18 protein-coding genes are annotated in these 16,944 nt (G+C 40.9%); 11 read left to right on the plus strand and 7 right to left on the minus strand.

The features are described from left to right. Window positions 1-42: 42 nt before the first annotated feature. The 7 genes from F957_RS10175 (at window position 43) to fdx (ending at window position 5,417) form a co-directional block, all read left to right on the plus strand. Window positions 43-516: an Rrf2 family transcriptional regulator gene (locus F957_RS10175; RefSeq protein WP_004771673.1), complete on the plus strand. Its 474-nt coding sequence runs from the start codon at window positions 43-45 to the stop codon at window positions 514-516. A 1-nt stretch (window position 517) separates the two neighbouring features. Further along, window positions 518-1,735, plus strand: a complete 1,218-nt coding sequence (locus F957_RS10170; protein ID WP_004652982.1) for an IscS subfamily cysteine desulfurase — start codon at window positions 518-520, stop codon at window positions 1,733-1,735. A gap of 91 nt (window positions 1,736-1,826) precedes the next feature. After that, window positions 1,827-2,213, plus strand: a complete 387-nt coding sequence (iscU, locus tag F957_RS10165) for a Fe-S cluster assembly scaffold IscU (protein WP_004652980.1) — start codon at window positions 1,827-1,829, stop codon at window positions 2,211-2,213. A 29-nt stretch (window positions 2,214-2,242) separates the two neighbouring features. Then, entirely contained in the window at window positions 2,243-2,563 is a 321-nt protein-coding gene (gene iscA, locus F957_RS10160; RefSeq protein ID WP_004652979.1) for an iron-sulfur cluster assembly protein IscA, read from the plus strand. Window positions 2,564-2,644: 81 nt separating this feature from the next. Then, complete coding sequence (gene hscB / locus F957_RS10155; protein ID WP_016541117.1) at window positions 2,645-3,163, plus strand: Fe-S protein assembly co-chaperone HscB; 519 nt, start codon at window positions 2,645-2,647, stop codon at window positions 3,161-3,163. Between the two features lie 38 nt (window positions 3,164-3,201). After that, on the plus strand, window positions 3,202-5,061 hold the full coding sequence (gene hscA / locus F957_RS10150; RefSeq protein WP_016541116.1) for a Fe-S protein assembly chaperone HscA: 1,860 nt from the start codon (window positions 3,202-3,204) through the stop codon (window positions 5,059-5,061). Between the two features lie 17 nt (window positions 5,062-5,078). Further along, window positions 5,079-5,417 (plus strand): ISC system 2Fe-2S type ferredoxin, encoded by a 339-nt coding sequence (gene fdx / locus F957_RS10145; RefSeq protein ID WP_004652975.1) that lies wholly within the window; start codon window positions 5,079-5,081, stop codon window positions 5,415-5,417. Window positions 5,418-5,473: 56 nt separating this feature from the next. Here the strand turns inward: fdx and F957_RS10140 are convergent, their stop codons facing one another. Further along, window positions 5,474-6,355 carry an NAD(P)/FAD-dependent oxidoreductase gene (locus F957_RS10140; RefSeq protein ID WP_016541115.1) on the minus strand — a complete coding sequence of 294 codons (882 nt, stop codon included), beginning with the start codon at window positions 6,353-6,355 and terminating at the stop codon, window positions 5,474-5,476. A 110-nt stretch (window positions 6,356-6,465) separates the two neighbouring features. Between F957_RS10140 and F957_RS10135 the strand changes: the two genes are divergently transcribed. Further along, window positions 6,466-6,900: an Rrf2 family transcriptional regulator gene (locus F957_RS10135; protein ID WP_016660355.1), complete on the plus strand. Its 435-nt coding sequence runs from the start codon at window positions 6,466-6,468 to the stop codon at window positions 6,898-6,900. A 30-nt stretch (window positions 6,901-6,930) separates the two neighbouring features. Here the strand turns inward: F957_RS10135 and F957_RS10130 are convergent, their stop codons facing one another. The 6 genes from F957_RS10130 to aceI all read right to left on the minus strand — a co-directional run bounded on the left by F957_RS10130 (window position 6,931) and on the right by aceI (window position 14,099). Further along, a complete protein-coding gene (locus F957_RS10130; protein WP_016541113.1) occupies window positions 6,931-8,367 on the minus strand; it encodes an adenylate/guanylate cyclase domain-containing protein in 1,437 nt (478 codons plus the stop codon). A gap of 52 nt (window positions 8,368-8,419) precedes the next feature. Then, window positions 8,420-8,854, minus strand: coding sequence for an HIT domain-containing protein (locus F957_RS10125; protein ID WP_004652971.1), 435 nt, complete (start codon window positions 8,852-8,854; stop codon window positions 8,420-8,422). 198 nt (window positions 8,855-9,052) lie between these two features. Further along, entirely contained in the window at window positions 9,053-12,511 is a 3,459-nt protein-coding gene (gene mfd / locus F957_RS10120) for a transcription-repair coupling factor (RefSeq protein ID WP_016541112.1), read from the minus strand. Window positions 12,512-12,617: 106 nt separating this feature from the next. Continuing rightward, on the minus strand, window positions 12,618-12,992 hold the full coding sequence (locus F957_RS10115) for a hypothetical protein (protein WP_016541111.1): 375 nt from the start codon (window positions 12,990-12,992) through the stop codon (window positions 12,618-12,620). A 94-nt stretch (window positions 12,993-13,086) separates the two neighbouring features. Next, entirely contained in the window at window positions 13,087-13,482 is a 396-nt protein-coding gene (locus F957_RS10110) for a tautomerase family protein (RefSeq protein WP_016541110.1), read from the minus strand. A 185-nt stretch (window positions 13,483-13,667) separates the two neighbouring features. After that, complete coding sequence (gene aceI / locus F957_RS10105) at window positions 13,668-14,099, minus strand: chlorhexidine efflux PACE transporter AceI (protein WP_016541109.1); 432 nt, start codon at window positions 14,097-14,099, stop codon at window positions 13,668-13,670. 87 nt (window positions 14,100-14,186) lie between these two features. Between aceI and aceR the strand changes: the two genes are divergently transcribed. The 3 genes from aceR (at window position 14,187) to leuE (ending at window position 16,909) form a co-directional block, all read left to right on the plus strand. Beyond that, window positions 14,187-15,080, plus strand: coding sequence for an HTH-type transcriptional regulator AceR (aceR, locus tag F957_RS10100; protein ID WP_016541108.1), 894 nt, complete (start codon window positions 14,187-14,189; stop codon window positions 15,078-15,080). Window positions 15,081-15,196: 116 nt separating this feature from the next. Further along, the gene (gene tal, locus F957_RS10095; protein ID WP_016541107.1) at window positions 15,197-16,186 is read left to right on the plus strand and encodes a transaldolase; all 990 of its coding nucleotides are present in this window, start codon (window positions 15,197-15,199) and stop codon (window positions 16,184-16,186) included. 72 nt (window positions 16,187-16,258) lie between these two features. Then, window positions 16,259-16,909: a leucine efflux protein LeuE gene (gene leuE, locus F957_RS10090; protein ID WP_016541106.1), complete on the plus strand. Its 651-nt coding sequence runs from the start codon at window positions 16,259-16,261 to the stop codon at window positions 16,907-16,909. The last annotated feature ends 35 nt before the right edge of the window (window positions 16,910-16,944 follow it).

Here is a 16,944-nt window from a genome sequence, read left to right on the forward strand (position 1 = left end):
TCATAAAATTTAGTCATCTAGTCTAACCATGTGTACCGAATCATGCGTCTTACAACTCGCGGTCGTTACGCAGTGACTGCTCTACTTGATTTAGCTTTGCAGCCAACTGAACAAACGATCACGCTTGCGGAAATAGCAGCACGCCAATCCATCTCAGTCGCTTATTTAGAACAGTTATTCGCAAAACTTAAACGACATGGGTTAGTTTCAAGCGTTCGCGGTGCAAATGGTGGCTATCACCTTGCGCGCAATGCAAGTGAAATCACAGTGCTAGAAATTATCGAAGCTGTAAATGAAACTGTTGATGCGACTCGTTGTGACCATAAAGGCAACTGCCAGAATGGTGCAATGTGTTTAACGCACGACTTATGGCAAGAACTCTCCCACCATATTGCCGATTATCTCGCAAAAATCACCCTTGCTGATTTAATTGCGCGTGACAACGTTCAAACCGTTGCTCTACGCCAAAATTCACCAAGTTTAGATTCAGCCCTTCTATCGGTTACAGGTATCTGACATGAAACGTCCAATTTATCTTGATTACGCAGCAACCACTCCTGTACTGCCTGAAGTTGCAGAACGTATGATGGAATGTTTAACGTTCGAGGGAACTTTTGGTAACCCTGCGTCACGTTCACATGCCTATGGTTGGCAAGCAGAAGAAAAAGCCGAATATGCGCGTGAGCAAGTTGCAAACCTAATCAAAGCTGACCCACGTGAAATCGTGTGGACTTCAGGCGCAACAGAATCTGATAACTTAGCATTAAAAGGTATTGCTCAGTTCTACGGTTCAAAAGGCAAACACATCATTACAAGTAAAATCGAACACAAAGCTGTGTTAGACCCTTGCCGTGAGCTTGAAGAACAAGGTTTTGAAATTACATATTTAGAGCCTGAACCACGCACAGGATTAATTACCCCTGAAATGGTTCAAGCAGCTTTACGTCCAGACACGATTCTTGTTTCACTGATGATGGTAAACAACGAAATCGGTACAGTGACAGACGTTGCTGCGATTGGTGAATTAACACGCGCCAACAAGACATTCTTCCATGTCGATGCTGCACAAGCTGCGGGTAAAGTTGAGATTGATCTTTCAACCATGAAAGTCGACTTAATGAGTTTCTCTGGTCATAAAGTTTATGGTCCTAAAGGCATTGGCGCCCTTTTCGTTCGCCGTAGCCCACGTGTTCGCTTAAAAGCACAAATGCACGGTGGTGGTCATGAGCGTGGCATGCGTTCTGGTACTTTAGCGACACATCAAATTGTTGGTATGGGTGAGGCTTTTGAAATTGCAGGCAAAACCATGCAGGCAGAACAAGAGCGCATTCGTAAATTACGCGACAAACTTTGGAATGGCTTACAAGACCTTGAACAAGTGTTCTTGAATGGCCACCCAACGCAAAACGTTGCAAACTATCTAAATGTCAGCTTCAACTTTGTTGAAGGTGAATCACTAATGATGGCACTGAAAGATGTTGCTGTTTCAAGTGGTTCAGCATGTACATCTGCAACTTTAGAACCTTCATACGTTTTACGTGCTTTAGGTTTATCTGATGAGTTGGCACACAGTTCAATTCGTTTCAGTTTTGGTAAATACACAACTGAAGCGGACATTGACCATGTGTTGACAATTACCAAAGCTGCGGTTGAGAAATTGCGTGAACTTTCTCCGCTTTGGGATATGTACAAAGAAGGTATCGACCTTTCAACAGTTGAATGGGCTGAACACTAATTTGCTGAGTGCTCAATTGAGCACTTCATTGAAAAACGTGTTTTAACCCTCATATTAATATTAGGCTGACCCCGAGGTTTGGAGAAGCGACATGGCTTATAGCGAAAAAGTAATTGATCATTACGAAAACCCACGTAACGTTGGTGTTTTAGACAAAAATGCAGAAAACGTAGGTACAGGTATGGTCGGTGCACCAGCGTGTGGCGACGTAATGCGTTTGCAAATTCAAGTGGATGACAATGGCGTAATTGAAGAAGCTCGCTTCAAAACTTACGGCTGTGGTTCTGCAATTGCATCAAGTTCACTGGTAACCGAATGGTTAAAAGGTAAAACGCTTGATGAGGCTCAATCAATCAAGAATATTGATATCGCGACTGAGCTTGCACTTCCACCAGTTAAAGTACACTGCTCTGTCTTAGCTGAAGATGCAATTAAAGCTGCGATTGAAGATTATCGCGGTAAAAAAGCGAAAGCTTAATTGATGACCGAAATAACATTGGAGTTTTCATGATCCATTTAACTGAAAATGCTGCGACTCACATCAGCAATTACCTGCAAAACCGCGGTAAGGGTGAAGGGATTCGTATTGGTGTGAAAACTTCGGGTTGTTCTGGGTTGGCTTATGTACTTGAGTTTGTCGACGATGTCGATACACATGATCAAGTCTTTGAACAACTTGGTGTTAAAGTTTTTGTTGATCCCAAAAGTCTAGTTTATCTCGATGGTTTAGAGATGGACTATGTCAAAAATGGTTTAAACGAAGGTTTTGAATTTAGCAACCCTAATCAAAAAGGTGAATGTGGTTGCGGTGAATCATTTACCGTCTAAGCAAACACCCTCTTTCTTTTCGTCAAAACAGTGTGTTCCGCACTGTTTTAACGTATTTATCACTAGCGGAATTCATCTCCCATGAATCATTTTGAGTTGTTCCAATTACCCGAAGCACTCGATATAGATTTAGCAGCTTTAAAAAAACAGTTTTTAAGTTTGCAACAGCAATATCACCCAGATAAAGCCACTGACAAAGATCAGGCCTTGATCAAGTCAAGCGAAATCAACCAAGCGTATAAAGTACTCTCACAAGTTGATAGTCGTGCGGCATATCTACTTGCCTTAAAAAAACAAGATCACCATCTTGACCAATCCATTAGCGATTTTGAATTTTTGCAATCTGCACTCGAAATGCGCGAACAACTTGATGAAGCCACCTCAACAGAGCAACTTCACACTTTAAAAGTTGAAATTCAGCAATGGATCGATGGTCTAGTTCGCGAATTTAAAATTGATTTTACTGACGAAGACTGGGCTGAAGTACGTGATACTGTTCGTAAGTTACGTTTTTTTCAACGTGTTATGAATGATATTGATAAAGCTGAAGATCGCATGCTGGACGAAGAAGAAAGCTTCGACCTCGATGATGATTTTTAATCCGCTGTTACCAATTATTTTCAAGGGATACCGCACGCATGGCACTTTTGCAAATTGCTGAACCTGGTCAATCTACTGCCCCGCATCAACATCGTATTGCGATTGGCATTGACTTGGGGACAACCCACTCTTTAGTGGCGACAGTGCTATCGGGAAAACCGAAAGTTCTACAAGATGACAAAGAGCGAGTATTACTCCCATCTATTGTTCACTATGCAAAGGATGCAACGACGTTTGGCTATGAAGCTAAACCCTTTATGCTGACTGATCCAAAAAATACCGTTGTTTCAGTAAAACGCTTTATGGGTCGTTCACAAGCAGATATCAAATTCCAGCACCCATATACACTCGTTGGTGCAGAAAATGAAATGCCTGCATTTGAAACTGCGGCTGGTCGTAAAACACCTGTCGAAATTTCTGCAGAAATTTTAAAACAGTTAAAAGACCGTGCCGAAGCCAGCCTCAACAACCCTGTGAATGGTGCTGTGATTACCGTTCCAGCCTATTTCGACGAAGCACAACGTCAAGCAACACGTGATGCTGCACAGCTTGCAGGTTTGAATGTTTTACGTTTATTGAACGAACCTACAGCAGCGGCTGTTGCTTATGGATTGGATCAAGACACCAATCTCAACACCGATCGTAACTATGTGATTTACGATCTAGGGGGCGGTACATTTGACGTCTCGATCTTACGTTTTTCACAAGGTGTGTTTGAAGTTCTTGCGACTGGCGGACACACTGCCCTTGGTGGTGATGACATTGATCGCTTAATCGTAAAATGGGCTAAAAAACAGCTCAACATCGAAACCTTAACTGATGAAGAATATGCCGTTTTTGTTGTGGCAGCACGTCAAGCCAAAGAATATTTAACCGATCACGAATCTGCCGAATTAAAATTACTGGATGATCGTCTCACTTTAGATCGCCCAACCTTTGAAGCAATTATTCAAGTCGCACTCGATAAAACCATGAGTGTGTGCAAACGTGTATTACGTGATGCCAAGCTTGATCTCGACGAAATCGAACATGTAGTCCTTGTCGGTGGTTCTACGCGCTCTTATGCCGTACAGAAAGCGGTGAGTGAATTATTTCAACGTGAACCATTATGCACCATTAACCCTGATGAAGTGGTTGCCATTGGCGCATCAATCACTGCCAATCAGTTGATTGGTAATAGCCAAGATGGTTCATTATTGCTTGATGTGACCCCACTTTCTCTTGGTCTAGAAACCATGGGTGGACTGGTTGAACGTTTGATTTCACGAAACACCGCAATTCCTGTGGCGCGCCGTCAGGAATTTACCACCTATCAAGATGGTCAAACTGCCATGTTGATTCATGTAGTGCAAGGTGAACGTGACTTAGTTGAGCATTGCCGCTCATTGGGCCGTTTTGTGTTACATGGCATTCCACCAATGACTGCTGGTCAAGCCCGTATTGAAGTGACTTTCCAAGTTGATGCGGATGGTTTACTCACCGTTTCTGCAAAAGAAACCACCTCTGGTGTTCAAGCACAAATTGATATCAAACCATCTTATGGTTTATCTGCAGCGGATACTGAGCGTTTATTGGTTGAAGGCTTTCAATATGCCGAAGAAGACAAACACCTTCGTCATTTGCAAGAAACCAAAGTCGAAGCGCAACGTGAGCTAGAAGCGCTCGAACAAGCATTGAAAGCAGATACGGATTTACTCTCACAGCAGCAGGCACGCGACTTAATTCTTGCCGCTGAAGCGTTAAAAGCCCGTCTGAAAACCGATGAGCTTGCAGCAATTGAACATGCTGTTCAGCAACTTAAAATTCATAGTGATGCCTTTGCTGCATTGCGTATGAACCGACATATTGACCATGCCTTAAAAGGTACAAAACTTGAAGATTGGTCAAACTCAAACTAAAGGTATAGGTGATCAATATGCCACGTATTAAAGTTCTTCCTCATGCACAAATTTGCCCTGAAGGTGCAGAATTTGAAGTCGAACATAACGCCAATTTATGCCAAAGTTTATTAAAAAACGGCATTAAAATTGAACATGCTTGTGACATGTCAGCAGCATGTACGACCTGTCACGTGGTTGTGCGTAAAGGCTTTGACAGCCTTGAAGAAATGAATGACGTTGAAGCAGATTTGCTTGACCGTGCATGGGGCCTAGAGCCTGATTCTCGCCTGTCTTGCCAAGTTGAAATTGTAGATGAAGATTTAGAAATTGAAATTCCTAAATACACCATCAACCATGCTTCGGAAAATCATTAATTCAACTGATTTTCTCAGACATAAAAAGCTAGAGTCAATCTCTAGCTTTTTATTTGCTAAGCGAAAATTAAAGATCGATGTGCAGCAGCACCAGCCATGGTGCCATCTCCAACAGCCAAAGGCACTGAACCGCCTAAACGGGCAACATCACCGCAGGCAAAAATCCCTGTCACTGATGTTTCTTTCATTGCATTGGTCTTTATTGCCTCACCCATCGCATTCTGTTCAATCTCACAACCCAACTTGAATATCCAGTCCTGAGCGATGCTACATTTTGTGGTTGCAAAAATACCATCCAACTGAATAACAGAACCATCTGCGAGTAACACATCGCTATGCCCGATAATTTCTTGAATCAACCGTTTTTCTACGCGGACACCTCGGGTGGCTAATTGATCAAACAATTCCTCGGCTATAGGATAATCATTTAAGAACAGCGTGGTATCCCCCCAATCTGGCAACATCATCGCCATATGTGCCGCATGCTCAGAACTGGCAATAATCCCGATCTTGCCTTGATCCAACTCATAACCATGACAATAAGGGCAATGAAAAATGCTTTTCCCCCAACGCTCAGCTAAACCTGAAATTTCAGGTAGCCGATCTGTGATGCCTGCGGCAATGATCAAACGTTTTGCGGTGATTGAACGAGTGCCATCAATACAGATTGCAAAACCACCCTCAACTTTTTCTACACGCTTCACCTGACCATCTTCCCAATCAACCGTCTGATAAGCTAAAAGCTGCTGCTTAGCAATATCCACAATCTCACTGGCTTTACGCCCATCCTGTGTTAAAAAGCCATGTGAATGCGCTGCAAAGCGATTCCGCCTTTGCCCAGCATCAATCACTGCCACTTTTTTACGCGCTCTTACCAAGGGCATCGCTGCTGACAAACCCGCATAACTTCCACCAATAATCGCAACATCGTACTGCATAAGTTCAACCCTTAATGTAACTTTAAAAGTTACGTTAATGCTTTTTATTTTAATTTGCAACTTTTGATGTTACATTTAATGTAATCCCTTTTTGTATTTTTATAAATTCAATGCGTACAGACAGTAAACTTTCACGAATGCTTCATGTGCTACTTCACATGGCAAGACAAAACAAGACTTTTACCTCTGATGAAATCGCACAAATGCTTTCCACTAATCCAGTTGTGGTCAGACGGACCATGTCAGGTCTTAAAAAGGCAGGTTTTGTCCATTCAGAAAAAGGCGCAGGTGGTGGTTGGCAGTTAACAGGTGATTTAGAAAAAATTACGCTGTGGGATATTTATCAAGCCGTGGGTGAACCAACGATTTTTGCGATTGGCAATGAACGAGAAAATCCAGAATGCTTAGTTGAACGAGTGGTGAATGCCGCTTTAAATCATGCAATACAAGATGCACAAAATATTCTGACGCAACAACTCAAAGCCACGACACTGGCATCTTTAGCTGCTGAATTTGATCATTTATATGAGATTCATATACATTAAGAATGAACTGACAGAATAGATGGGGGTTAATTATCGAACTTCATCATCTAAAGTCAATTTAGGAATACCCTGTGCATTGGTAATTTTTTGCTGGGTCTTAATACGCTGAACCATATTTTCCAAGATCTCGACCAGTTCAGGATATTCATAGTTCTGTACTTCTTCTAAATTCAGAACTAAATGGAAACCTTTATAATCGAAATCAAACCATTTTTGTGTATCTGATTTCTTGCCTGTGAATTTCTCCATCACCTGCCAGGTTTTAACAGGACCTTGAATACCTTTTAAATAAATAGGTACTTTCGGCACACACAAAAACTCATTTTTAATCAGCTGATGGGTGTCATCGGCAATCAGAATTTCATCAACCTCAGCCGCAGACTGCAAACGGGCTGCCAAGTTTACGTCACGACCAACAATGGTATAAGCCATACGATGAGAAGCCCCGTAGTTACCGACGTGGCAATAACCCGTACTGATACCCATACGAATATGCAAAGCAGGATAACCCATTTTCTTCCAGCGTTCACGTAACAATTTCATTTGCTGGCGCATCGCAATAGCCATTTCGACACAGGATTTTGCATCCTGTTCGACACCCTGCGAGTTTGGATCCCCAAAGAAAATAAGAATCGCATCGCCCATAAACTTGTCGACGGTTGCTTCATACTGCTTGGCAATTTCAGTCATATGACTCAAATAATCATTCAGCAAGAAGGCTAAATCATCGGGAATGAGGGTTTCTGACAACTCAGTAAAACCTTGTATATCAGAAAAGAAAATGGTTAATTTCTTACGCTTATATTCAATTTTTGCCTCTGCCTCACCGCGCATAATTGATTGCCACAACTGTAACGGCGCATAACGGCTCAACTGATTGGCGAACGCAATATAACGCGTCATTTGATTATGATAGTGCTGGCGTTGCTGCCCCAAAATATTCAAACGACGATGCTGATAATAATTACCAATCACAATAAACATCATTAAGCCTAAAAGGCTCACAACAGTCAGTTCTGGATTGGTGGGTTCAAAATACTCTTCTGCACCAAAAATGATGTAGGTACTGAAGTAGAATGTAATGACACCTATCAGCCCGATCAAACAGGAAACAGGCAAAGAAATTCGGTTATTCAATCCGACATAGAGCAGTGCAAATAAAATGGTAAAGGTCGGAACAAGACTCAAATGTATTGCAGCAAGCACCAATGCGACGATCACCGCCTCATTGGCAAACAGAACATTTTTTTCTATTTTTTTATCAAATTTATATTGCAGCCATTTTTCTAAACGAGGACAGAGCAAAAAATAAATGAATAATAAAGGAAGAAGGTAGAGTTGATAGCTAGCACTGGTTGAGGTAAATGCATAAATTACCAAAATAAGTGACAGAATCGAATATCCCATCAAACGATGAAAATAAGCGAACTGTCTAGGTTCTTTATCAATCAACCTATCTAGTGGCACCCTATCCTCCTTTTCTTATTATAGAATACTGTATTTATTCTATTTTTCTGGATCAGTCCATACGCCAATCAAATGGCATATCACCCTGTCCACGCAATGCCAACATTAATGTTTGACGCATATGCGCAAGTACATCATTGCTATAAGGCACAGCTGGTGTTCCCCATACTGGCTTAGGCCATGCAACATCGTTTTGATAACGTACTACATGATGAAAATGAAGCTGAGGAACAACGTTTCCTAAAGCGGCAACATTCATCTTGTCTGCACGGAATACACGTGACAATTGGCTTGATAACCAGCTTGATTCACGTAAAAACTGTTCTTGGTCTGCTTGGCTTAATTCATATAATTCTGTGACGCCTGGAACACGTGGAATCAGGATCAACCAAGGAAATTGCATATCATTCATTAAACGACATGTTGAAAGCGGGAAGTCGCCTACAAAAAATGTATCTTGAGCAAGTTGAGGATGCAAACTAAACATATCTTTATAAATGATGCAGAATAATGATGATCAATACTATCACATCAGTTTTGATGTGAATATTATTAGTAACCCGTTTGATTACAAATAACAATGATTTTCCTCATTTATTGCATGAACATCTGATCAAAAACAGGATCGCATTTGCTAAAAAACACAACTTGCTCAATTAACCAGCAAATCAAATGCTTAAAAGCCTCAATTTAACTCACTCAATAGCTTGTTCAGCAAATCTACAATGAACTGAATCCGCTTATCGTATTCAGCCAATTGCACCGTGACTTTCAAACGTTGACCGCCTTCCATTCGGTAATAGGTTGGATTTTTCTGCATCAGTTGGATTATGCTGATCGCCTGCACAGGAGTATCCGGTGAAAACTCGATATATCCCCCATTACTGTTAATATCAATTTTGGTAATACCCAACTGCTCTGCACGCAAGCGCAGCTGATGCACACTAAACAATTGCTTCACAGGTTGTGGTGGAATACCAAAACGATCAATCAACTCCATACGGATATTGTCGAGCTTCTCTTGGCTATCGGTATTACTGATACGCTTATAGAACAACAAACGTTGATGGACATCACCCAAGTAATCATCTGGGATCAGCGCTGGCATATGTAAATTAATTTCAGCAGTTAATGACAACGGCGCATCAAAATTAGGCGTTTTGCCTTTTTGAATGGCTTTGGTCGCTTTTTCGAGCATCTCCATATACAGACTATAACCAATTGCCTGCATTGAACCACTTTGCTGTTCACCGAGTAATTCACCCGCGCCTCGAATCTCCAAGTCTTCAGTTGCCAGCATAAAGCCAGCCCCCAAAGTGGAAGCACGTTGAATCGCATCTAAACGCTTTTCGGCATCGCCTTTGAGGTGTTTGATCGATGGAACCAATAAATAGGCATAGGCTTGATGATGCGAACGTCCAACACGACCACGCAATTGATGCAGTTGCGCCAGACCCAATTTATCCGCACGCTCAATAATGATGGTATTGGCGTTCGGCACATCAATACCCGTTTCAATAATGGTTGAGCAGACCAATACGTTATATTCTTTGTGATAGAACTGCTGCATTACTTGCTCAAGTTCGCGTTCGCGCATTTGACCGTGCGCAACCGCAACTCGTGCTTCTGGAACTAAATGACGAATGGTTTCAGCGGCGCGTTCAATGGTATCTACCTCATTATGCAATAGGTACACCTGACCACCACGTAATAACTCACGCAGAATTGCTTCTTTGACCGAATCATCCGTATGTTCTTGTACAAAAGTTTTTACGGCTAAACGGCGTGCGGGTGGTGTTGCAATAATCGAGAGATCACGCATCCCAGAAAATGCCATATTCAAGGTACGTGGAATCGGGGTCGCGGTTAGGGTCAACATATCTACATCGGCACGTAAGGCTTTGATCCGTTCTTTGTCACGAACACCAAAACGATGCTCTTCATCGACAATCATGAGTCCAAGATTCTTGAATTGGATGTTTTCTTGCAGAATTTTATGCGTTCCTACCACGATATCGACTTTGCCTTCAGCCAAATCTTCAATAGTTTTTAGGTGGGTCTTATTGCTGCCAAAACGAGACAATACTTCAATTCGTACCGCAGTATCGGCAAAACGATCTTTAAAGGATTCATAATGTTGCTGTGCTAACAAGGTCGTCGGTACAAGAACTGCAACTTGCTTGTTATTTTGTACCGCAACAAAGGCCGCACGCATCGCCACTTCAGTTTTACCAAAGCCCACATCACCACAAACCAAACGGTCCATCGGTTTGGCAAGCTGCATATCATGGAGGGTTGCTTCAATGGCGTTGGCTTGGTCCAAAGTTTCTTCGTAGGCAAAACCACTGGAGAATTGCATATAGCCGGTATGATCGAGCTCAAAAGCAAAACCAGGTTTGGATTGACGACGAGCCTGAATATGTAATAACTCTGCGGCAACATCATGGATTTGCTCCAAAGCTTTGCGCTTCGCTTTACTCCATGTATCTGTACCTAATTTATGCAATGGGGCTAAATCAGGATCGCCACCACTATAGCGGCTGATCAGATGCAAATTGGTTACAGGCACGTAGACTTTCGCGCCATCTGCATAATCAAGCTGCAAGAACTCATGATCCTGCTCGTCGATTTCTAAGGTAATCAGACCCGCATAACGCCCTACACCATGATCGATGTGTACGACAGGTGCACCAATACTCAGCTCGGTTAAACTACGGATCAAGAACTCTTCAGATACTTCTTGCTGGCGTTTACGGCGACGTTGTACCACACGGTGTTCATAAAGCTGATTTTCCGAAATCACCGACAACTGATTACTCAGTAACAATCCTCGATCCAGTGGCGCACTGGTAATCGCAACCTGTAACTTATCTTTTTGGAATTGAGCAAAACTATCTACATTTTGAATTTCACCCAACACACCACGCAGCGCATCTTTTAGCGTTTCTCGACGGCCTGCACTCTCAGCGACCAATAAAACAGGATGCTTGGCTTGGTCGATATAATGTTTTACTGCTTCAAAAGGTTGTTCTTTTTTCGGATCAACAGCCAATTTAGGTGGCTGTTCAGCAGTGATGTTGAGTACACCCGCCTTAGCATCGAAAGCTTCAGCTGAAGCCAAAATTCGAGGGAATTGATTTAATGCCTGTAAAACATGGTTGGGCATTAAAAATAAGTCTTCTGGCGGTAGAATCGGTTGATCAATGTTATGGCGTCGATCTTCATAACGACGCATCACTTCTTTCCAGAAGTGAACAAAATCATCTTCAATTTCACTATTTGTAATGACAACGCAATTCTTTGGTAAGTATGTCGTCAGCATACTTTGTGCTTCCATCACCTTCTTATCAAAGAATAATGGCAAATAAAACTCTAAACCCGGGGTTGCAATTCCTTCTAATACATCCTGATAAATCGGATTTTTCTTCGGATTTGCAGTTGGGAAGCTTTCTGCATAACGGTCTCTAAAAGTCGAACGCCCCTCTTTCAGAGGAAATTCTTTTGCAGGTAAAACAGTAAAGTTTTTTAAGGATTCGGTGGTTCTTTGTGTTTCTGGGTCAAAGAATTTTAGGCTGTCAATTTCATCATCAAATAAGTCAATTCGAATCGGTTGATCTTGTCCAGATGCAAAAATATCCATGATGCTACCGCGAACTGCAAACTCACCGTGATCATAAACTGTGTCAACTAAGCGATAACCTGCTTGAACCAATTGTTTCTTTTGCGCTTCAAGGTCTAGTTTCTGCCCCACTTTAATATCAAAGTGTTCGCCCACAACCCACGAATAAGGTGCAACGCGTTGCGCTAAAGTGCTGGCTGAAACCAGTAAAATCCCTTTTTGTGGCATATTCGATAAAATTGCCAAACGCTCAGAAACAATGTCTTGATGCGGAGATAAACGGTCATAAGGCAAAATTTCCCAATCCGGGAAAATAATGGGCTTGATGCCATAAAATTCGAGTTCGCTCTCAAGCTGAGCAAGATGTTGATTATTCCTTGCAACAATGACATATAGGTTTGAACTTTGTGAGGCAATTTCTTTGAATAATAGTGCTGCGGATGACCCTAACAAGGAACCAATCCAGCGTTTTTCGCCCGCTTTGAATTGTTGTAAGTTTAATTGAGAAATTTCTTGTTGAAACATAGAGAAAATCATGCAATCTAAAAAGATAAGTACCCTATTTTAGCATGATGTTTTTTGAGGAGTGTGAGTTTTTCTACGACTGATTTAAGCTTCAGCTTCTTATAAATTATCGTCTAATTATTTCCTCCGGCGTGATATAAATTTCAGCATCGTCACCTTGTACTGTTGCATGCAGTTTGTTTGCAATCTCGATCATTTTCCTAATCACTTCAGGACTTGGATTTTTAATCGATAAACTACAAGAATCATGACTATATATTAATGGAATTTCTTGCTTATCAATAAGAATCAGAAAGTCTTGTGCTGAATTCTGGAGATCACTTTTTACTGATGGATCTAGCATCATATAAGCGTGCCATTCTGCAGGAGTAATACATTCCCCTTCATTAAAATAAAATTCTTTTTTTGTAATATGTAAATCATAGCCCGCATAGCTGACTTGGCAAACAATGAATAGAATAAGCAAAATTAATTTGAACATCTTTTTATTTATCTCATCTTTTAAAATTACTTAGGCTATTTTCATATTCAAATAAAAGAAAGCCCTGATCGAGCTTTCCTCTTTAAACTTTGTCCTAAACATCAATCTTAAATCCTAAATTAACATCACAAGCTGCTTGTCCACCACGAACACCAAAATTCTCCGAGGGCAGTTCACGAAGCATAATTTTCACATGATCTTTGGGAATGCCTATCGGCTCAAGATTATGCACAATCAATTTATACAGCTGACGCTTGGCATCTAAGGAACGTCCAAGAAAAGCATCAATACTGATCAAGGTATAACATTCAGGTTTTGCCTTTTCTGGCGGACATTGAAAACGATGTGCTTCATGGACAATTAAACGCACATTTCGATCACTGGCCATGATTTTAAACGCATCTCTAAGCGCAGTATGCACCGCTTCCATAATCTCTAGCTCAACTTCAACTGGATATTGCTGCCTGACTTCGATCAGCACACTTGGCATATTGTTATTCTCCTACGATCTTGCATTGTGATATCTATTTATTTTTACTATGTTTGCTACTTTCTTACACAATATTAAATAAACTTTATTGTTCTGACTTTATCAATACTGTAATCAAACCATTTTTTCTAAAACCATAAAAAAGCATTCTTCAGAAAATTCCGAAGAATGCTTTTGTTTCATCATCATGAAGAAGCAAGTTTTGCATTTGGGAAATAACGACCTTCTACCAAGTCATAACACCACTGGAAGATAAATGTATAAACCAAAATACACATGGTCAAACCGAAATCGAGAATTAAGGCCTCGATAAAGCTCATTTTCATCATATATGCAATAATTGGAATAGTAGCCAGCATCAAACCACCTTCAAACCCAATTGCATGCAGAATGCGGACTGGAATGGTTCTTTCCCACTGATATTTATGTTCCACTTTTTCAAAGAAATGGTTAAAAATCATATTCCAGAACACTGAAATGACCGCCATGATCGTACCCAGAATCCCCGTGACTTCAAGCGGCATACTAAAAATAAAACTTAACGCAATTGCGATGATGACCAATAAAATCACTTCATAGCTAATTGCATGAATGAGTCTTCTTTTGGAAATCAACATTTCATAACACTCTTTTATTTGGATTGAGGCTATTTTATTTTTATAATTTTGATTAATCCAATCAGATTCTTTCAGTATTTTTGACAGATGAATATTAATCAAGAACAACTCATCATGTTTCAAACCGTGATTGAAACAGGCTCTTTCTCTGCTGCTGCCCGTAAATTAGGCAAGGTCCCCTCTGCAGTAAGCATGTCGATTGCCAATTTAGAAATTGACCTCAATCTTAATCTGTTTGAACGCGTCGGACGTGAACCCATTCCAACAGCAGAAGCCATCGTCCTGTACGAGAAAACGCAACAATTATTGATTGAAATCAATCAATGGAAACAGCATGCGCATGCCTTGAGTACTGGTTTGGAGTCGACGCTCAACATCGTGGTAGTGTCTGAGCTGCTGTATACCAACTGGACTGACTATATCACCTTGCTGGAGCAGCGTTTTCCAAGTCTTGAAATGAATATTTTTTCAGCCCCACAAGAAGATGCTTTACAGATGTTACTTGATCAATCTGCACAACTTGCATTGATGTTTGAACGTGAACAATTGGATAGCCGCGAACAATTTGTGGAACTAAAAAGAGAAGCGCTTGTTCCTGTCATTGCTAAAAATCATTCTTTAGCACAACTGGATCACGTATCTTTTGAACAAATCGTACAAACACGCCAAATTGTAGTCGCAAGTCGTGATCATAGTATCAAGCCAGAGTTGCTCTATTCTAAAGACTATTGGCGCACAGACAATCATCATTCTGCTTGCATGATGATTATTCGCAACTTAGGTTGGGGTGTCCTCCCCTTACAAATGTTCAATGAAAATCCAGAACTTAAAAAGAAACTGAAGATTTTGGAAATGTATGATTTCACACCAAAATTTGAATACTACGTCGATCTAGTATGGAGCCGTGAAAGTGAATTAGGGCTTGCTGCAAAATACTTAATTGACCACATTCGACAACAACGTCAAAAAAATGAGACATAAGTACAAGTGTAGACAGGATGAACAATTCTGCAAACAAATGCGGGGCTTTGCTTTCATCCAGATTGTGTTATAACAGAAGTTACCAATAATATTGTTTATGTAAGAACGCGATATCAATGACTCAGAATGCATTACACCAATTAAAAAATTTAACCACCGTTGTTGCCGATAGTAGTGATCTAGAAGCGATTGAAAAATTTCGTCCACTTGATGCAACGACCAATCCATCACTCATCACAGCTGCAGCTGAACAACCAGAAAGCCGCGAGCTGATAGAAGATGCTTATACTCAAGCCAAGCAAGAAGGCTATCAACGTGATGAACTGATTGAACGTACCATTGATATTTTGACTGTGAAGTTTGGTGTCGAAATTTTAAAATTGATCGAGGGTCGTGTCTCTACAGAAGTCGATGCTTCTCTTTCTTACAACACGGAAGCAACAATTGCCAAAGCACGTGAGCTCTCTCAGCTCTATCGAGGTTACGGCATTGAGCAATCACGTATTCTGATTAAAATCGCGTCCACATGGGAAGGCATTCAAGCGGCAAAAGTACTCGAAGCTGAGGGTATTCCATGTAATCTCACTTTGTTGTTTGGTTTACATCAAGCTCAGGCTTGTGCTGATGCAAACGTCACGCTGATCTCACCTTTTGTAGGTCGTATATTAGATTGGTATAAAAAAGCTGAAGGTGTAGAGCAATATCCAATTGCCAAAGATCCTGGCGTACTTTCTGTGAAAAAGATTTATAACTACTACAAACAGCAAGGCATTCCAACCCAAGTGATGGGTGCAAGCTTCCGTAGTACCGCACAAGTGCTTGGTTTATCAGGTTGTGACTTACTTACGATTGCCCCAAATCTTTTGGCTCAGTTGGAACAAGACCAACAGCTTGTTGAACCTCAACTAAGTGCCGAATTTGCTCAACACGCAGAAAAAATTGAACGTCCAGCACAAAGCAAAGAGAGTTTTAAAGCTGAACTTGAGCAAGATTTGATGGCCTTTCAATTGCTGCAAGGGGGTATTGATGGCTTTATCAAAGCACGTGACCAACTCAGTTTATTGCTGCGTCAGTCTTTTGGTATTGATGCTGAAATCAAACCATAATTAGTCGATTTTTCACCAATAAAAACCGATTTTTGTTATATTAGCGAAAATCGGTTTTTTAATGAGTTCACTGTGTTCGGTATAACAGATTTAACCACATATATTATTGGTACAATCTTAATTGTGTTATTACCAGGCCCTAACTCTCTCTATGTCATGTCCGTAGCTTCTCGTTATGGCATTCGTACTGGTTACGCGGCAGCTTGCGGTGTATTTACAGGCGATTCTATTTTAATCCTGTGTACGGTATTAGGTGCGGCATCCTTACTCAAAGCCTTCCCGATTCTGTTCATTATTCTCAAATTAACAGGGGCTTGTTATCTCGCCTACTTAGGTTTTAAATTATTACAAGGTGCTTATCAAACTTGGAATAAGCCACCTCACCATGCCGAGCTAGCTGATTTACCGAAACTTGATCAAGTTCATCCTTACCGTACAGCACTCAGTATCAGCTTACTGAATCCGAAAGCGATTCTGTTTTTCCTGTCTTTTTTTGTGCAGTTTGTAGAACCTGATTATGCCTATCCTGCATTAAGCTTTTTAGTATTGGCATTGATTGTGCAAATTGTAAGTTTTAGCTATTTAACCGCTTTGATTTTCTCTGGGATTAAACTGGCTAGTTTTTTCAAACATAATTATAAAATTGCAGCTACTGGGATTTGTGTGGTCGGAATCTTGTTCTTTGGTTTTGGTTTAAGATTGGCAACGTCAACGCTCACCTAAGCATAAATTTGATCGAATGATCAATTTATTCAATC

This window comes from Acinetobacter gyllenbergii CIP 110306 = MTCC 11365 (genome assembly GCF_000413855.1).
Classification (GTDB): domain Bacteria; phylum Pseudomonadota; class Gammaproteobacteria; order Pseudomonadales; family Moraxellaceae; genus Acinetobacter; species Acinetobacter gyllenbergii.